Source organism: Lipingzhangella halophila (assembly GCF_014203805.1).
GTDB lineage: Bacteria > Actinomycetota > Actinomycetes > Streptosporangiales > Streptosporangiaceae > Lipingzhangella > Lipingzhangella halophila.
This window is the reverse complement of record NZ_JACHJT010000001.1, coordinates 3,481,973-3,499,161: the sequence shown is the minus strand read 5'-3', so window position 1 is coordinate 3,499,161 and position 17,189 is coordinate 3,481,973. Positions and strand designations below refer to the sequence as shown.

Sequence of the window (17,189 nt, the reverse complement as noted above, 5' to 3'; positions counted from 1 at the left end):
TCTGGGAAGATACTTCCTGCTAATGTCGGGGGTATGGCCGACAATTCGGGCGACACACGGGAGACGAGCACGGCTGCCGCGGAGATCAGTGACGACGACCTGATCACGGCGTGGGGGCTGTTCCACGAGGCACTGAACGCCACCGACCCATTGCTGCTGCGCGGGATCGACCCCAGTGGTGACGACATGTCCGGCCCGTGGTTCGAGGTGCTGATCCGGTTGCTTCGCTCTCCCGACCACCGGCTGCCAATGAGCCGGCTCGCGCGTGAGGTCAGCCTGAGCAGCGGCGGGTTCACCAAGCTCGCCGACCGATTGGCGAGCAAGGGATACCTCACGCGGCAGGCGTGCCCGGAGGACCGCCGCGTGGTCTACGCGGCGCTCACTCCCGCGGGCCTGGAGCTCGCCGAGCATGCCCGCACCCGGCACGTCGCCCTGCTCCGCGAGTACGTGCTCGGTGTGCTCGGCGTCGACGGGGTGGAGAGGCTCGCCACCATCGCCCGCGAGCTCCGCGATTCCTCGGGCCAGAGCGAGGACGCCGAACCAGTCGACGCGGGCTGACGCTGACCGAAACGCGCACTGGGCGCACCGGTCGGCAGGTAGATTGTCCTGAGCCGAGCGTTTTCGAGTGGTCGCGCATAGTGATCGTACGATCGGTGTTATTTGCGGCTGTACCGGCCCACCAGCCCGAACGACCCCAACGGGTGCGTTACCGTGGCGCGTCCGGGTTCGCCCTGGAAGCCACGGGGTAATGACGGCGACCAGCGCGGGCACCAGAGCGGCAATGTCAGACCAGCCGGGGGCCATCTGAGATGAAACTCTTCGCCAGTGCCGCAGAAATGCGTTCCGTCCCCAGATCAGCGGAGTTCCGCAACGGAGGAATCTCCTTCTGGTTCCGCGAGCTCGGGTGTCCCGAGCGCCGGGCCGCTCTGCTCGACACCGTCGACTACGACGTCTGCATTGTGGGCGGTGGATATACCGGACTGTGGACCGCCTATTACCTGCAGCGGGCCGATCCCGGGCTGCGGATAGCGCTGCTGGAAAGCGAGTTCTGCGGGTTCGGTGCCTCGGGGCGGAACGGCGGCTGGCTCTCCGCCGAGTTCGCCGGCTCACGTGAGCGCTACGCGCAACTGCACAGCAAAGGGGCGGCCATCGCGTTGCAACGCGCGTTGATGAACTCGGTTGACGAGGTCATCGACACCGCGGGCGACGAAGGGATCGACGCCGACATCGTCAAGGGCGGAATGCGGCTGGTCGCCACCAATCCGGCGCAGCGGAGCCGGCTGCACGCCGAGGTCGGCTATCGGCAGGAGTGGGGGTTCTGGCCCGAGGATCTGCACCTGCTGGAGCACACCGATGCCTCCCGGCTGCACGTCGACGGTACGATCGCGGCCGCGCACAGCCCGCACGCCGCCCGTGTCCAGCCGGCCAAGCTCGCCGTCGGGTTGGCGAACGTGGTCGAAGGGCTGGGCGTGCACCTCTTCGAGGGCAGTGCTGTCACCGAGATCCGCCCGGGCGACGGAAACGCCCGGCCGGCAGCGGTGACCGAGCACGGTGTGGTCCGCGCGGACCACGTTATCCGCGCCACGGAAGGGTACCCGGTGCACCCGCGCGGCCAGGGACAAGAGTGGCAGCCCGCGCGCAGCTCCATGATCGTCACGGAGCCGCTCACGGACGACATGTGGCGACACATCGGCTGGGAGGGGCGCGAGGTCCTTGGCGACGCCGCGCACGCCTTCGTATACGCGCAGCGCACCGCCGACGGCCGGATCGCGATCGGCGGGAGCGACGCTCCCTTCCGGACCGGTCCGGCCCGGGACGACAACGGCGCCACCGAGCCGCAGACCATCGCCGAGTTATGGCGCGGGCTGGCACGGTTGTTTCCGATCGCCGCCGAGGTTCCGATCGTCCATGCGTGGTCCGGTGCGGTCGGAGTGGCGCGCGACCGGTGCCCCAGCGTTGACCTGGACCGCGACACCGGCCTGGGCTGGGCGGGCGGATACGCTGGCAGTGGCGTCACCGCCGCGAACCTCGCCGGGCGGACCCTGCGCGACCTCGTGCTCGGCCACGGCACCGAGCTGACGCGCCTGCCGTGGGTGGGCCACCAGGCCCGCGCCTGGCGGCGTGAACCGTGGCGGCGGATCGGACCGCAGCTCGTCAACGGGCTCTACCGCACGGCCGACCGCCGCGAGTCCCGCCGGGTGACGCGGACCTCCCGGTTCGCCGGGCTCGCCGCCCGGATGGCCGGCCGGGAACCGCACGAGCCGGGCCCGGGGGGAAATGCTCCGGGCAGCCCCGACCGTCCGGGGGCTATCGGGGAGGCGTCCGGGGCGGCCGGACCAGAATGATTTGCATATTATTACAACTGAATGCATGATAGTTCAGTAGTGTTCGGGTGGGACGGAACAGGGGAGCCGAGCAATGGGATACACCGCGGCGGTCGCCGGTGCTAGCGGTTACGCGGGCGGTGAGCTGCTGCGCATCCTGCTCGCGCACCCCAGCATCGAGATCGGGACGCTCACCGCGGGCGGCAACGCCGGTAGCCGCCTGGGCGAGCACCAGCCGCACCTGCTTCCGCTGGCCGACCGGGTTCTGGCCGAGACCACCGCGGACGCCCTCGCGGGCCACGACATTGTCTTCCTCGCCCTCCCGCACGGCCAGTCCGGGCCGATCGCCGAACAGCTCGGCGAGAACGTGCTCGTCGTGGACTGCGGCGCCGACTTCCGGCTCACCGACCCCGCCGCATGGGAACAGTTCTACGGCTCCCCGCACGCGGGTACCTGGCCCTACGGGCTGCCCGAGTTGCCCGGCGCGCGCGAGGCGCTCACCGGCACTCGCCGCGTCGCCGTGCCCGGCTGCCACGTCACCGCGGCCACACTCGCGATGTTCCCGGGGCTTGCCGCCGGGCTGGTGCACCCCGAGGCGGTCGTCGTCGCGGTTACCGGCACCTCCGGTGCCGGTAAGGCGCCCAAGCCGCACCTGCTCGGCAGCGAGGTCATGGGCTCGGCCGCCCCGTACGGCGTTGGGGGCGGCCACCGGCACAACCCCGAGATCGTCCAGAACCTCTCCGGGGCCGCCGGGGAACCCGTCACGGTCAACTTCACCCCCGTGCTGGCACCCATGCCTCGGGGAATCCTCACGACCTGCTCTGCTCCCATCCGGTCGGGGATAACGACCGAGCAGGTCAGAGACGCGTACCAGCGACGAATCAGCGACGAGCCGTTCGTCCGGCTGCTCCCCGAGGGCACCTGGCCGACCACCGCCATGACCCTGGGCGCCAACGCAACACTGCTCCAGGTCACGGTGGACGAGGCCGCCGGCCGGCTCGTCGCGATAGCCGCGCTCGACAACCTGACCAAGGGCACCGCCGGCGGCGCCGTGCAGAGCGCGAACATCGCGCTCGGCCTGAGCGAGACCGCAGGGCTGCCCGTGGCGGGCGTCGCGCCGTAACCGCACCGGCCAGGCGCCGCACGTCACTGCCAACCGCCGGCCCGCCCGCGCACGGCCGGGCCGGCGTCAGGAGAAAGGCCGCACCGTGAGTGTCACCGCACCGCTCGGATTCCGGGCCGCCGGCGTGAACGCCGGCCTCAAACCCAACGGCGCCCGCGACGTCGCCGCCGTCATCAACGACGGCCCGTCGCGCTCCGCCGCCGCCGTGTTCACCCGCAACCGCGTCAAGGCCGCACCCGTGCTCTGGTCGGAGCAGGTGGCCAAAGGAGGGCAGGTCCGCGCGATCATCCTGAACTCCGGTGGCGCCAACGCCTGCACCGGCGCCCCGGGATTCCAGGACACGCACACCACCGCCGAACGGGCGGGGGCGGCACTGGACGACTCCCCGGGCGAGGTTCTTGTCTGCTCCACCGGACTCATCGGCGAACGCCTGGCCATGCCGGAGCTGCTGGCCGGCGTCGACAACGCCGTGGCCGCGGCCGCCCGCGACGGCGGGCTCGACGCGGCCGACGCCATCCGCACCACGGACTCGGTCGCCAAGATCGCCTTCCGGCGTAGTACCGCCGGCTCCGGCTACACGGTCGGCGCCATGGCCAAGGGCGCCGGGATGCTCGCGCCCTCGCTGGCCACCATGCTGTCGGTCGTCACCACCGACGCCGAGCTGACCCCGGAGCAATGCGACCGCGCGCTGCGCGCGGCGACCGGTCGCACGTTCGACCGCGTCGATGCCGACGGTTGCCTGTCCACCAACGACACGGTCGCCCTGATGTCCAGCGGTGCCTCGGGAACCGCTCCTGACGAGGAGGAGTTCACCGCACTGCTCACCGAGGTCTGCGGGGACCTCGCGCGCCAGCTCATCGCCGACGCTGAAGGCGCCTCGAAGTCGATCGCGATCGAGGTGGTCGGGGCGGCCAGCGAGGACGATGCTGTCACGGCGGCACGGGCAGTCGCCCGGAGCGCCCTGTTCAAGTGCGCCATCTACGGGCAGGATCCGAACTGGGGCAGGGTACTGGCGGCCGTCGGTACCACCGACGCCACGTTCCAGCCCGACGAGCTCAACGTGGCCATCAACGGGGTATGGGTCTGCCGGCGCGGCGCGCTCGGTGACGACCGCTCCAAGGCCGACCTGGGAGCGCGTGAGGTGACCGTCACCGTCGACCTCTCCGCGGGAAGCGCGGCCGCCACCGTGTGGACCACCGACCTGACCGTCGAGTACGTCCACGAGAATTCGGCCTACAGCTCATGAGTACGGGCGAGAACACCGCTGGAGAGGAGCCCGCGATGCGCCTGAGCGACGCGGAGAGCAAGGCCAACGCACTTATCGAGGCGCTGCCGTGGCTGAGCCGCTTCCACGGCAAGACAGTCGTGGTCAAGTACGGCGGCAACGCCATGACCGACCCCGCGCTCCAGTCCCGGTTCGCCGAGAACATCGTGTTCCTGCGCTACGCCGGGCTGCGCCCCGTTGTCGTACACGGCGGCGGTCCCCAGATCACCGACCACCTCGAACGGCTCGGTGTGCGGAGCACCTTCGCCGGCGGGCTGCGCGTCACCACCTCCGAGACGATGGATGTCGTGCGCATGGTCCTGGTGGGCCAGATCAACCGGGAGATCGTCGGGCTGATCAACGCCCACGGCCCGTTCGCCGTCGGCATCTCGGGTGAGGACGCCCACCTGCTCACCGCCGAACGCAAGTCCGCCATGGTCGACGGCGCGCCCGTGGACATCGGCCTCGTTGGTGAGGTCGTCGAGGTGCAGCCGGGACTGGTGCGCACACTGCTCGACGATGGCCGGGTGCCCGTCATCTCCGGAATCGGCCGGTCCGAGGAGGGCGTGTACAACGTCAACGCCGACACCGCGGCGGCGGCGCTCGCGATCGCGCTGGACGCGGGCAAGCTCATCATGCTGACCGACGTCGAAGGGCTCTACTCCGACTACCCGACCTGCGAGGAGCTGGTCAGCATGCTCACCGCCAGCGAGCTGGAGGAGATGCTGCCCAACCTGTCCTCGGGCATGGCGCCGAAGATGGAGGCGTGCCTGCGCGCGGTGCGCGGCGGGGTTCCCCAGGCGCACATCCTCGACGGACGCACTCCCAACTCCATGCTTCTCGAGGTGTTCACCAACGAGGGGATCGGCACGATGGTGGTCGCCGAGGCCGAGGAGCCCACCGAACCCGTCGACATCTACGAGGGCGAGGACACATGACGTCTCGCGAGCTGCAAGCGCGGTTCGACGCCGCCCTCATGCCCAACTACGGCACACCGCCCATCGCGCTCACGCACGGCGAGGGACGCCGCGTGTGGGACGCGGACGGCCGCCGGTACCTGGACCTGCTCGCCGGCATCGCCGTCTCCTCGCTCGGACACGGCCACCCCGCCCTGGTGAAGGCGGTCGCCGACCAGGCGGCCTCGCTCGCCCACACCAGCAACCTGTACGTGCACGAGCGCGCCGTGCGGCTCGCCGAACGGCTCATCGGCCTGGTCCGCGCGGGCGCGGCGGGTGGCACCGGTGACGTCCGGGTGTTCTTCGCCAACTCCGGCTCCGAGGCCAACGAGGCCGCGCTGAAACTGGTCAAGCGTGCCGCGGGGGCGGGCCGCCGCACCATCGTCAGTACCGACGGCGGGTTCCACGGCCGCACCTCGGGGGCGCTCGCGCTCACCGGAAAGCCGGCCATCCGCGACCCGTTCGGCCCCTTCGGCCTGGACGTCCGCTTCGTTGCGCACGGGGACGCGGCGGCGCTGCGCGACGCCGTCGACGACTCCTGCGCCGCCGTCTTCGTCGAGCCCGTCCAGGGCGAGGCCGGAATCCTGCCCGCCGACCCCGGCTACCTGGCCGAGGTCCGCGAGATCTGCGACGCCACGGGTGCCGCGTTCGTCCTCGACGAGATCCAGAGCGGTGTCGGGCGCACCGGCCACTGGTTCGCGCACCAGGCCGACGGGGTCCTTCCCGACGTCCTCACCCTGGCCAAAGGGCTGGGCGGCGGGCTTCCCATCGGCGCGTGCGTGGGACTCGGCCGGTACGCGACCGCGTTCGCCAAGGGGGACCACGGCTCCACCTTCGGTGGCAACCCGGTGGCCTGTGCGGCGGCGCTGGCCGTGCTGGACACCATCGAGGCCGATGGCCTGCTCGCCGCCGCGGCCGAACTCGGCGACCTGCTGGCGAGCGAGATCACCGCCGCGGGCCACCCGCTGGTCACCGAGGTGCGCGGCGCGGGACTGTGGCGCGGTATCCAGCTGTCCGCGCCGGCCGCCGCGACCGTCCAGACCCGCGCCGCGGAGCACGGCTTCCTGGTCAACGCGGTCACCGCTGACGTCGTCCGCGTCGCCCCGCCGTTGACCATCACGCGCGAGGAGATCCTGGAGTTCACCGGCGCGCTGCCGCGGATTCTCGACCGGGCCGCAGGAGAGGAGACCCCCGCATGAGCCCCGCGACACGGCACTTCCGCCGGGACGACGACCTCACACCCGCGGAGCAGGCCGAGGTCCTCGACCTCGCTGACGCCATGAAGAAGGACCGCTTCGGCCACCGGCCACTGGACGGCCCGCGTACGGTCGCGGTGCTGTTCGACAAGCCGTCCACCCGAACGCGCGTCTCCTTCGCGGTCGGCATCGCCGATCTCGGCGGCCAGCCACTCGTCGTCGACGCCCAAACCAGCCAGCTGGGGCGCGGCGAACCCATCGAGGACACCGCCCGGGTACTGGAGCGCCAGGTCGCGGCGGTCGTGTGGCGCACCTTCGAGCAGCAGCGGCTCGAAGCCATGGCGCGGGTGAGCGGCGTACCCGTCGTCAACGCGCTCACCGACACCTTCCACCCCTGCCAGATCCTCGCCGACCTGCAGACCGTGCGCGAGCGCAAGGGCCGCACAGCAGGACTGACGCTCGGCTACTTCGGCGACGGCGCCAACAACATGGCGCACTCCTACCTGGTGGGCGGGGCGGCCGCCGGTATGCACGTCCGGATCGCGGCACCAGAGGAGTACCGCCCCGACCCCGCGGTGCTCGCCCGGGCCGAGGAGATCGCCGCGGACACGGGCGGCTCGGCCCGGGTGTACGCCGGGGACCCCGAGAGGGCGGCGCGCGGCGCCGACGTACTCGCCACCGACGTATGGACCTCGATGGGACAGGAGGCCGAGGCCGCCGAGCGGGACACGCCGTTCCGCCCCTACACGGTCGACGCCGCCAAGCTCGGCCTGGCCGCGCCGGACGCGATCGTGCTGCACTGCCTGCCCGCCCACCGCGGCGAGGAGATCACCGCCGACGTCATCGACTCGGAGCACAGCGCGGTGTGGGACCAGGCGGAGAACCGGCTGCACGCGCAGAAGGCGCTGCTGGCCTTCCTGCTCGGGACGTCCGGCGGAGAAGGCAGAGGGGACGGGCGACGATGACCGTCGACGGTGATGGATCGACACCCATGACCAAGGCCGCCCGGCACGCCCGCATAACGGAGGCGTTGACGAAGAACGACGTCCGTTCGCAGAGCGAGCTGGCGCGGCTGCTGGCCGAGAGCGGCGTCCAGGTCACCCAGGCCACACTCTCGCGTGACCTGGACGAGATGGGAGCGGTGAAGCTCCGCACCGTCGACGGCAGCCTGATCTATGTCCTGCCCGGGGAAGGCGGCGAGCGCCTGCAGCGGGCGCGAACCGGCGACCAGGATCTGGAGCACGTGTCCAACGCACGCCTGACCCGCCTCGCCGAGGACCTGCTGGTCTCGGCGGAGGCCTCGGGAAACATGGTCATCGTCCGCACCCCGCCGGGAGCGGCCCAGTACCTGGCCTCGGCAATCGACCACACCGACATCCACGCGATCCTGGGGACCATCGCGGGCGACGACACGATCCTGGTGATCGCCCGCGCCCCCGAGGGAGGCGAGGAACTGGCGACGGCGCTGCTGCACCTCGCCAACCGGCGTCCGTAGGTGCCACGACCGGCAGCCACGACGAACACAGGCCCGGTGCCGGACCGCCCGCCCCACACCGAAGGGGCCGGCTTGCCCGGTACCGGCCGGACCGAACCCACAAAGGAGAGACTTCCATGACCGAACGGGTCGTACTCGCATACTCGGGGGGCCTGGACACCTCCGTCGCCATCGGGTGGATCGCCGAGGAGACCAAGGCCGAGGTGGTGGCCGTGGCGATCGACTGCGGCCAGGGCGGTGAGGACCTCGACGCCGTCAGGCAGCGCGCGATCGACTGCGGCGCCGTCGACGCCGTCGTGGCCGACGCAAAGGACGAGTTCGCCACCGAGTACTGCATCCCCGCGCTGCAGGCCAACGCGCTCTACATGGACCGCTACCCGCTGGTGTCGGCGCTGTCGCGGCCGCTGATCGTGCGGCACCTGGCCGACGCCGCGCGCTACCACAACGCCACCATGGTCGCCCACGGCTGCACCGGCAAGGGCAACGACCAGGTGCGCTTCGAGGCCGGCCTCGCCGCGCTGCACCCGGAACTGAAGGTCCTGGCGCCGGTGCGCGACTCCGGAATGACGCGTGACAAGGCCATCGCCTTCGCCGAGGAGAAGGGCCTGCCGATTGACGTCACCAAGAAGTCGCCCTACTCCATCGACCAGAACCTCTTCGGCCGGGCGATCGAGACCGGCTTCCTGGAAGACATCTGGAACGCGCCGGTCGAGGACGTCTACGCCTACAGCGAGGACCCGGCCAATCCCCGCGACCCTGACGAGGTCGTGGTCACCTTCACCGCCGGTGTGCCGACTGCCATCGACGGCAAGGAGCTCACACCGCTGCAGGTGATCGAGGAGATGAACCGGCGCGCCGGCGCGCACGGAGTGGGCCGGATCGACATGGTCGAGGACCGGCTGGTGGGCATCAAGAGCCGCGAGGTCTACGAGGCCCCCGGCGCGATCGCCCTCATCACCGCGCACCAGGAGCTGGAGAACGTCACCGTCGAGCGCGACCTCGCCCGGTTCAAGCGCGGCGTGGACCAGCGCTGGGGCGAGCTGGTCTACGACGGCCTGTGGTACTCCCCGCTGAAGGACGCACTCGACGGGTTCATCGCCGAGGCCAACAGGCACGTCAGCGGCGACATCCGGATGGAGCTGCACGGGGGCCGCGCCGTTGTCACCGGCCGGCGCAGCGAGAAGTCGCTGTACAACTACGAGCTCGCCACCTACGACACCGGCGACACCTACGACCAGAGCAACGCCCGCGGCTTCATCGACGTCTGGAGCATGCCCGCGAAGATCGCGAGCCTGCGCGACCAGGCGTCCTCCTGAACGCCCGCCCCCGCGGCGGCACCCGAGGCTGACCAATGAAGCAGCGGCATTCGAAAGGACCTATCCGTGGCTGACGAGCCCGACAGCGGGGCCAGCCGGCTGTGGGGCGGCCGGTTCGCCGGCGGTCCCTCCGAGGCGCTGGCCCGGCTCTCCCTGAGCACACACTTCGACTGGCGGCTGGCCCGGCACGACATCGCCGGATCCCGGGCCCACGCCCGCGTGCTCCACGGTTCCGGGCTGCTGACCGGCGACGAGCTCGAACAGATGCTGGCCGGCCTGGACCAGCTCGAAACGGACGTGGAATCGGGGGAGTTCACGCCGGTCCTGGCGGACGAGGACGTGCACACGGCACTGGAGCGCGGGCTCGTCGAGCGCATCGGGGCGGACCTCGGTGGGCGGCTGCGGGCCGGGCGCAGCCGCAACGACCAGATCGCCACGCTCGTCCGGATGTACCTGCGCGAGCAGGCGCGGGCGATCTCCAGCGAGCTACTGGACGTCGTATCGGCGCTCGCCGACCAAGCGGAGGCGAACGGCGACGCCCCCATGCCCGGCCGCACCCACCTGCAGCACGCCCAGCCGGTGCTGCTGGCACACCACCTCCTGGCGCACGCCTGGCCGCTGGTGCGCGACGTGGAGCGGCTGCGTGACTGGGACCGGCGCGCCGCTGTGTCCGCCTACGGCTCCGGGGCGCTGGCCGGATCCTCGCTGGGTCTCGACCCGGAGGCGGTCGCCGCCGAGCTGGGGTTCTCCTCCTCCGCGGAGAACTCCATCGACGGCACGGCGGCCCGCGACGTGATCGCGGAGTTCGGCTTCGTCAGCGCGATGATCGGGGTGGACCTCTCGCGTTTCTCCGAGGAGATCATCCTGTGGGCGACCCGGGAGTTCTCGTTCGTCACGCTCGATGACGCGTACTCCACCGGCTCCTCGATCATGCCGCAGAAGAAGAACCCGGACATCGCGGAGCTGGCGCGAGGCAAGGCCGGCCGGCTCGTCGGAGACCTCACCGGCCTGCTCACGACCCTCAAAGGGCTCCCGCTGGCCTACAACCGGGACCTGCAGGAGGACAAGGAGCCGGTGTTCGACGCCGTCGACTCCCTCCGGCTGCTGCTGCCCGCCTTCGCCGGCATGGTCGGCACGCTGGTGTTCGACCGCACGCGTATGGCGGAGCTGGCTCCGGAGGGATTCTCGCTGGCCACCGATGTCGCCGAGTGGCTGGTCCGGCAGCGCGTACCGTTCCGCGAGGCCCACGAGATCGCCGGCGCGTGCGTGCGGGTGTGCGAGGAGCGCGGTATCGACCTGGTGGATCTCACAGACGAGGACTTCACCGCGATCTCGCCGCACCTGGGCCCCGGCGTCCGCGAGGTGCTGACCGTGCGCGGCGCGCTGGAGTCGCGCGCGGCGAAGGGCGGCACCGCTCCGGCGCGCGTCAAGGACCAGCTTGAGCGGCTGCGCGCCGCGGTCGCCGGGCACCGCGACTTCAGCGAGCGGGTTCCCGGCTAGGTCGGTGAGCGGGCGCCGGGTGGGCCGGGTTGGTGGTGATCGGTGCGGTGAGCGGATGGCGGCACATCCAACGAGGGCAGCGACGATAGTCAGTGGTCCAGCCCGCGGTGGCCGCTCCCGGTGCCCGGTTGTGGCGCACCCGCCGATAGCAGCGGCGGCAGAGATGGCCGGGGCGGCGTGTCTCGGGCGCGCGAGCGCATGGGTACGCCCCACGCGGGGCCAGACCCGTGGCGGTGCCGCGCGCCCGTTATGTCCGGTCTGCGGGCAGTCTGTGCGTTGATCTTGAGGAAATGGTTCCTTTGTAGCGCTTGGAAGGAACGATTTCCTCGAGATCGGCGATGAGCGCCGCCCCGGCGCGCGGTGGCCGGGATGCGCGAGGGACGCACGGGGGATTTCGGCGAAACGCCTTCACGGTCCGAACCGATGTTGTAGCGTCCGGAATCGTGGACACCAAGGGTGTCGTTCCTTGTGCACAGCGTGCAGGGTCGGGCCCAGTGTCATCGGGGGACTTCGACGGCCCGCGCATCCGCACTGTTCGCGCAACCCACGATGTGACCATGGCGCATCATCGCCATCGTTTCCTCGCGGGCGCCGATGGTCCTCGCGGTGACCGTCCGGGGTGTCCACGGCACTGTCCGTGGGAGGAACCGAATGCGCACGTCGGTGGGCGCCGATCGCACCATCAAGGCGCAACTCAACAAGATCGTCCTGATTCCCAGCATCACGTTCCTGGCGCTCTTCGCGGTGCTCAGCGGGGGAGCGCTCACGCAGGCGATCTCGCTGCGCCTGGCGGCCGGAGACAGCCGCAGCGGCCTGCACGCCTACTACGCCGTCGCCGAACTCCAGAAGGAACGGCGGCTGGCGGCCGAGCACCTCGGCGCGCCGTCCGAGGAGTCCCTGCGGGCGCTGGACCGCCAGACCGCGATCACGGACAGCGCGGTGCGCGAGGTCGAGTCCCGCCGCGAAGGGCTCCGCGGCCGCGGCCGCGGAGACGGCGCCGCGGTCGACACAGCGCGAGACTTCCTGAGCGCTCTCGACGACCGCGAGCATCTTCGCGAACACGTCGCCGAGGGCAGCACCACTGTCGCGGACACGGTCGCGGGCTACGCGGAGATCATCAAGCCGGGCATCCGGGCCTACAACGCACTGGGCCGGCTGCTCGACGACGGCCCCGCGGCCACCGCGAGCGCTGACGCCGCGGACCTCATGCAAGCGCAGGAGAATCTCACCCTCGCCGACGCGCTGCTGTCCGGCGCCGCGGGGAAGGAGATGCTGACGCCGGGGCAGCAGGGACGTGTTGGCGGGATCACGGAACACGCCCGGCAACGGATCGAGGCCTTGGGTCCTGCCCTGCACGGCAATACCGCCCGCCTGCACGCCGACCTGGTCGACAGCGCGCACTGGGCTAAGCTGCACGAGCTGGCCAGGGACGTCGCCAAACACGACCTGGAGGACGGGCCGCCCCCGGGCTTGGGGCAGTGGCGGTCCGTCGCGGACGACACGAGCGCCGACCTCGCCGCGCTGGCCGACTCCCAGGCGAACAATGTCATTTACGCTACGGACGCCGCCAGTGCGGAGATGTTCACCCTCGCTCTCGCCGGCGGAATCATCGTCCTCTTCGCGAGCACCGTCGCCTACGGTGTGGCCTCGAAGTCCGCGGCCTGGTTGACCCACCGGCTGGCCCGGCTGCGCGCCGAGACGCTGGAGCTGTCCCGCGAGGAGCTACCGCGGCTCGTCCGGCGCCTGGAGAACGGCGAGCAGGTCGATCCGGACGCCGAGCTGCGGCAGCTCGACCACGGAACCGACGAGGTGGGCCAGGTCGCTGACGCGTTCAACATCGCCCAGCGCACAGCGGTCGCCGCGGCCGTGAAGCAAGCGGAGGTCAGAGACGGCGCCAACCGCGTCTTCCTCGGGATTGCCCACCGCAACCAGTCCCTGGTGCAGCGCCAGCTCCAGGTGCTGGACCGGGTCGAGCGGGAGGCGGAGGACCCCGACCTGCTGGAGGACCTCTTCCAGCTCGACCACCTGGCCACACGAGGGCGCCGCAACGCCGAGAACCTGATCATCCTGGGTGGCCAGCAGCCGGGGCGCAGGTGGCGCGCCCCGATCCCGCTGGTGGACATCCTCCGCGGCGCGATCTCCGAGACCGAGGAGTACGCGCGGGTCAAGCTGCGTGTGGTGCCGGACCTGTCGCTGCCGGGCTCCGTCGTCGCCGACGTTCTCCACCTGCTCGCGGAGCTGGTGGAGAACGCCACCGCGTTCTCGCCGCCGCACACCAAGGTGTACATCCACGGCGAGACCGTGGCCAAGGGGCTCGTCGTGGAGGTCGAGGACCGCGGACTCGGGATGCGTGAGCAGGGCCTGGTCGAGGCGAACCGCAGGCTGATCGAGGCGCCGGAGTTCGACGTGATGGCGCTGAACCAGGACGCGCGGCTGGGTCTGTTCGTGGTGGCGCGGCTGGCCAATAAGCACGGAATCCACGTCGAGCTGCGGCCATCACCGTACGGGGGCACCCGCGCGATCGTCCTCATCCCGGCGGTGCTCGTCTCGCGTGGCGGGCCGCCGGCCACCACGCGCCCGCAGGCCGAGCTCAACGCAGGAGTGGGAGCCCCGGACCTGCTCTCCGAACGGAAACCAGCGGGTGGCGGGCAGGCGAACGGGGCACCCGCCGCAGAACTGGCCGACGCCGGCGACCGCGGCCCCTGGAACAACGGTGGCTCCGCCTCCACCGGCGGGACCGCGCCGAAGGCGGGCTCGGCCGATCGGGACGGTCTGCCGAAGCGGAGTCCCGGATCCTCGCTGTGTCCGCGGTCCGGTGCCGCCGCGTCGGCGCCGGAGCAGGGTAGCGACCGCCCCCGGCTCCCTAAACGCCAGCGGCAGGCCAACCTCGCCCCGCAACTTCGAGACGCCGCCACGCAGGAGTGCACAGGGGACGCGGCGAGCGAGCGTGAGAAGAGGCCCGACGAGGTTCGCCAGATGTTCAGTGCGTTCCAGACGGGCACGCAGCGGGGGCGGGACAACGAGGACAGCCTCGACAGGGGACCGAGCGAGCGATCCGGGGACGCGAGCTCTGCTGGAGGGGCAGCCGGGGCGGTGCCGCGGGTCGAGAAGGCCGGCGGCGAACGGGTGCCCGGCACTTTCAGTGACGGGGGAAACGGCTTCCGCGCCGAGCGCGCTGATGATCGCGACATGAACAGCCCTGGTCCGCTCCCTGGGGCACCGGCGTGCACGACAGGTGTACGTGATGGGCACGCCGGCCAGGCGGCCGGCGAGCGAGAGGGAGAGAGCGAATGATGGAGAAGAGCAGCGTTACGGCTGATCTGAACTGGTTGCTTGACGACCTGGTCGATCGCGTGGTCGGCACGGAGCACGCCATTGTGCTGTCGGCCGACGGGCTCCTGATCGGCCGGTCGCGGGACCTGACGGCCGAGGACGGCGAGCACCTCTCCGCGGTGGCCTCAGCCTTCCAGAGCCTGGCGCGCGGAACGGGCCGGCAGTTCGGCGGGGGCGCCGTCCGCCAGACGGTGGTGGAGATGGAGCGCGCCTACCTCTTCGTTACCGCGGCTGGCGACGGTGCCTGCCTTGCTGTACTGGCCTCCGAGGGTGCTGACGTGGGGCTCGTCGCCTACGAGATGAATATGCGCATCAACCGCGTCGGGCGGTTCCTCACGTCCGCACCGCGGGTCGCGGAGACGAGGGCGGCAGCGGGTGGCGCCGAGTCATGAGGCACTCCCGGAAACAGGGGCAGGACGTGGCGCCGCGCGGCGCGGACCCCTGGAGCGATCCCCAGGACAGAGACGCTTCCGCGGGACCGGAGCCGCGCCACCGGCGGCAGACGGGACCGCTGCCCCACGAGGCCGCCTCCACCGGGCCGACGACTGCGGCGTCCCTGGACATCGACACTGGGCCGCTGGTGCGCCCCTACACCATGACGGGCGGCCGGACCCGCGCACACGGGGACGGGCTGGACATGATCAGCATCGTCGTCGCCGCGCAGGGAAGCGTTGACTGGGACGCCCTGGAGCCCGAGCACGCCGCCATCCTGCGGTTGTGCCGCAGCCCGATCTCCGTCGCGGAACTCTCCGCCCAACTGGACATCCCCATGACCGTGGTCAAAGTGCTCCTGGGAGATCTCATCACCAAGGGTGACGTGCTCACCCGGGAGCCGATGCCCGCGGCTGACCTTCCCGAAATGAACGTACTTCAGGCGGTACTCGATGGCATCCGCAGGCTCTGACGACGGCACCGGCACCGACATCCCCATGGCGGTAAAGATCCTCATCGCTGGCGGATTCGGTGCCGGCAAGACAACCATGGTGGGCTCGGTCAGCGAGATCACCCCCCTCAACACCGAAGAGGTCATGACCGAGGCGAGCATGGGCGTGGACGATCTCGACGGGGTCGAGAACAAGTCCACCACGACCGTCGCCCTGGACTTCGGCCGCATCACCGTGAACGAGCAGGTCGTGCTCTACCTGTTCGGCACGCCCGGACAGGGGCGGTTCTGGTTCATGTGGGACGAGCTCGCCGAAGGGGCGCTGGGGTCGGTGGTGCTCGCCGACACCCGGCGCCTGGAGACCTGTTTCCCCTCGGTGGACTTCTTCGAAAGGCGGAAGATCCCTTTCGTGGTAGCGGTCAACCGGTTCGATGATGACGGAGAGTACACGGCTGAGGAGGTGCGCGAGGCCATGGACGTCGGCGAGGAGGTACCGGTGATCATAGGCGACGCCCGCGATCGCGAGTCCAGCAAACGGATCCTGACGGCCCTGGTCGAACACGTCATGCGGCGCCCCAGTGCCGTGATGTTGCGGTGAGCGCTAGGATGAACCGGCCGAGTGAGATGCCGGCTGTCACACCCGTGTGTTTCACAATCGGAACTGAACCTTGGGCATGATCAATACCGACGAGTCGTTAGCATTTCGAGCGTGAATCCTGACAGTATGCAGAATCCGGACAGACTCCCCCCTCGCGACCTTCCGCGGCGTCGCTCTGGCCGGCATCGCAACCCACTGTCGTTCGACAGTTCGGTTGGCACGCCCACTCTCGTGCTCGGGGTCCCCGGCACCGCCAGGGACGACTCAGGAGACGGTGCCAACCCGATCGGTCCGCAGATGTGCGACCTGATCCGGTCCTACCGGCCCGAGGTCACGATCCGGTACGGCTGCACCGGGGGAGACGAACACCGACTGGTCGACGCGCTCGCCGACCTGACCCCGGTCGAGGGCCGCCCTCTGGCCGGAGTGGTGGTTCCGCTGGTCACTGCCCCGCACCCGGCCATGAATCGGGCGATCGCCTCGGCGGTCGAGGCCACTCGCGCCAACGTGCGCGTGACGGACGGGCTGGGCCCTCACCCGATGCTCGCCGAGGTCCTGCACCTGCGATTGGCCGAGGCCGGGTATGTGCGTGCCGACCGTATGCGTCTGATCAGCGTGGTCGCACCCAACACGATGATGACCGACGGCGTCGTTGTCGGCGCCGCAGGAGGCGACGAGGCGGTGAGCGCGGCTGGCGTCACCGCGGTGCTGCTCGCCGCGCGGCTCGGGATCACGGTGCTGCCGGCCGACCTGGAGAACGAGGCCTCCGTCGAGGCCGTCATGGGGCAGCTCCGGCAGGCGGGGTGCGTACGGCCGGTGATCGCGCCGAGCGTGCTCGGGCCCGAGTTCCCGCCCGACCGGCTGGTCGCGCTCGCGGAGCGGTTCGGCGCCCGCGCGTGCGCGCCGCTTGGCGCGGGGAGCACCCTGGCGAAGATCGCGGCGCTGCGCTACGCCGAGGTGCTGAACTCGCTGGGCATCGAGGAATCGCCCACGGCCGAGGACCTTCCGGCCCCGACTGGTTCCCGGCACCGCCCCGAGAACTGACAGTCCCCATACGCGGCTGAGCCGCCCCGGCCCGGCCGCGTCAGCCGTGACCGGGTGCCGTCGGTGCGAACCGGCCCGCACCCGCTCACGGCGGGGCCGCGGCTGCGGGATGGGCGGGATACGGCCGCCCCGGGCCGGCGCCCCGAAGCACCAGGCC

The 17,189-nt window shown here is 70.9% G+C and carries 15 protein-coding genes; all 15 read left to right on the top strand.

Features of this window, described 5'->3' with window-relative positions:
- The first annotated feature begins 33 nt into the window (after nt 1-33).
- The 15 genes from F4561_RS16170 to F4561_RS16100 all read left to right on the top strand — a co-directional run bounded on the left by F4561_RS16170 (nt 34) and on the right by F4561_RS16100 (nt 17,032).
- Nucleotides 34-558, top strand: a complete 525-nt coding sequence (locus F4561_RS16170) for a MarR family winged helix-turn-helix transcriptional regulator (protein WP_184579964.1) — start codon at nt 34-36, stop codon at nt 556-558.
- 278 nt (nt 559-836) lie between these two features.
- Entirely contained in the window at nt 837-2,345 is a 1,509-nt protein-coding gene (locus F4561_RS16165; protein WP_246437207.1) for an NAD(P)/FAD-dependent oxidoreductase, read from the top strand.
- A 73-nt stretch (nt 2,346-2,418) separates the two neighbouring features.
- Nucleotides 2,419-3,447, top strand: coding sequence for an N-acetyl-gamma-glutamyl-phosphate reductase (argC, locus tag F4561_RS16160; protein WP_184579960.1), 1,029 nt, complete (start codon nt 2,419-2,421; stop codon nt 3,445-3,447).
- 85 nt (nt 3,448-3,532) lie between these two features.
- Nucleotides 3,533-4,693, top strand: a complete 1,161-nt coding sequence (argJ, locus tag F4561_RS16155; RefSeq protein WP_184579958.1) for a bifunctional glutamate N-acetyltransferase/amino-acid acetyltransferase ArgJ — start codon at nt 3,533-3,535, stop codon at nt 4,691-4,693.
- A 35-nt stretch (nt 4,694-4,728) separates the two neighbouring features.
- A complete protein-coding gene (argB, locus tag F4561_RS16150; RefSeq protein WP_184583723.1) occupies nt 4,729-5,649 on the top strand; it encodes an acetylglutamate kinase in 921 nt (306 codons plus the stop codon).
- Entirely contained in the window at nt 5,646-6,866 is a 1,221-nt protein-coding gene (locus tag F4561_RS16145) for an acetylornithine transaminase (protein ID WP_184579957.1), read from the top strand. The genes argB and F4561_RS16145 overlap by 4 nt, the downstream gene beginning before the upstream one ends.
- A complete protein-coding gene (gene argF / locus F4561_RS16140; RefSeq protein ID WP_184579955.1) occupies nt 6,863-7,828 on the top strand; it encodes an ornithine carbamoyltransferase in 966 nt (321 codons plus the stop codon). The genes F4561_RS16145 and argF overlap by 4 nt, the downstream gene beginning before the upstream one ends.
- Nucleotides 7,825-8,358, top strand: a complete 534-nt coding sequence (locus F4561_RS16135) for an arginine repressor (RefSeq protein WP_184579953.1) — start codon at nt 7,825-7,827, stop codon at nt 8,356-8,358. Before argF ends, F4561_RS16135 begins: the two co-directional genes overlap by 4 nt.
- A 116-nt stretch (nt 8,359-8,474) precedes the next feature.
- Nucleotides 8,475-9,674 carry an argininosuccinate synthase gene (locus F4561_RS16130; RefSeq protein ID WP_184579951.1) on the top strand — a complete coding sequence of 400 codons (1,200 nt, stop codon included), beginning with the start codon at nt 8,475-8,477 and terminating at the stop codon, nt 9,672-9,674.
- Nucleotides 9,675-9,740: 66 nt separating this feature from the next.
- Entirely contained in the window at nt 9,741-11,174 is a 1,434-nt protein-coding gene (gene argH / locus F4561_RS16125; protein ID WP_184579949.1) for an argininosuccinate lyase, read from the top strand.
- A 651-nt stretch (nt 11,175-11,825) separates the two neighbouring features.
- The gene (locus F4561_RS16120) at nt 11,826-14,468 is read left to right on the top strand and encodes a sensor histidine kinase (RefSeq protein ID WP_184579947.1); all 2,643 of its coding nucleotides are present in this window, start codon (nt 11,826-11,828) and stop codon (nt 14,466-14,468) included.
- Nucleotides 14,465-14,899 carry a roadblock/LC7 domain-containing protein gene (locus tag F4561_RS16115; RefSeq protein WP_184579945.1) on the top strand — a complete coding sequence of 145 codons (435 nt, stop codon included), beginning with the start codon at nt 14,465-14,467 and terminating at the stop codon, nt 14,897-14,899. Before F4561_RS16120 ends, F4561_RS16115 begins: the two co-directional genes overlap by 4 nt.
- Nucleotides 14,896-15,411: a DUF742 domain-containing protein gene (locus F4561_RS33945; protein ID WP_184579943.1), complete on the top strand. Its 516-nt coding sequence runs from the start codon at nt 14,896-14,898 to the stop codon at nt 15,409-15,411. Before F4561_RS16115 ends, F4561_RS33945 begins: the two co-directional genes overlap by 4 nt.
- Nucleotides 15,392-15,988 carry a GTP-binding protein gene (locus F4561_RS16105; RefSeq protein ID WP_184579941.1) on the top strand — a complete coding sequence of 199 codons (597 nt, stop codon included), beginning with the start codon at nt 15,392-15,394 and terminating at the stop codon, nt 15,986-15,988. The genes F4561_RS33945 and F4561_RS16105 overlap by 20 nt, the downstream gene beginning before the upstream one ends.
- Nucleotides 15,989-16,114: 126 nt before the next feature.
- Nucleotides 16,115-17,032: a sirohydrochlorin chelatase gene (locus F4561_RS16100; protein ID WP_184583721.1), complete on the top strand. Its 918-nt coding sequence runs from the start codon at nt 16,115-16,117 to the stop codon at nt 17,030-17,032.
- Nucleotides 17,033-17,189: the final 157 nt, after the last annotated feature.

Excerpts from the sequence above, each read along its gene's own strand:
- argC (WP_184579960.1), top strand. The coding sequence starts at position 2,419 with ATGGGATACACCGCGGCGGTCGCCGGTGCTAGCGGTTACGCGGGCGGT.
- F4561_RS16145 (WP_184579957.1), top strand. The coding sequence starts at position 5,646 with ATGACGTCTCGCGAGCTGCAAGCGCGGTTCGACGCCGCCCTCATGCCC.
- F4561_RS16100 (WP_184583721.1), top strand. The coding sequence starts at position 16,115 with ATGCAGAATCCGGACAGACTCCCCCCTCGCGACCTTCCGCGGCGTCGC.
- F4561_RS16135 (WP_184579953.1), top strand. The coding sequence starts at position 7,825 with ATGACCGTCGACGGTGATGGATCGACACCCATGACCAAGGCCGCCCGG.
- F4561_RS16120 (WP_184579947.1), top strand. The coding sequence starts at position 11,826 with ATGCGCACGTCGGTGGGCGCCGATCGCACCATCAAGGCGCAACTCAAC.
- F4561_RS16165 (WP_246437207.1), top strand. The coding sequence starts at position 837 with ATGCGTTCCGTCCCCAGATCAGCGGAGTTCCGCAACGGAGGAATCTCC.
- F4561_RS33945 (WP_184579943.1), top strand. The coding sequence starts at position 14,896 with ATGAGGCACTCCCGGAAACAGGGGCAGGACGTGGCGCCGCGCGGCGCG.
- F4561_RS16105 (WP_184579941.1), top strand. The coding sequence starts at position 15,392 with ATGGCATCCGCAGGCTCTGACGACGGCACCGGCACCGACATCCCCATG.
- argB (WP_184583723.1), top strand. The coding sequence starts at position 4,729 with ATGCGCCTGAGCGACGCGGAGAGCAAGGCCAACGCACTTATCGAGGCG.
- F4561_RS16170 (WP_184579964.1), top strand. The coding sequence starts at position 34 with ATGGCCGACAATTCGGGCGACACACGGGAGACGAGCACGGCTGCCGCG.
- argF (WP_184579955.1), top strand. The coding sequence starts at position 6,863 with ATGAGCCCCGCGACACGGCACTTCCGCCGGGACGACGACCTCACACCC.
- F4561_RS16115 (WP_184579945.1), top strand. The coding sequence starts at position 14,465 with ATGATGGAGAAGAGCAGCGTTACGGCTGATCTGAACTGGTTGCTTGAC.
- F4561_RS16130 (WP_184579951.1), top strand. The coding sequence starts at position 8,475 with ATGACCGAACGGGTCGTACTCGCATACTCGGGGGGCCTGGACACCTCC.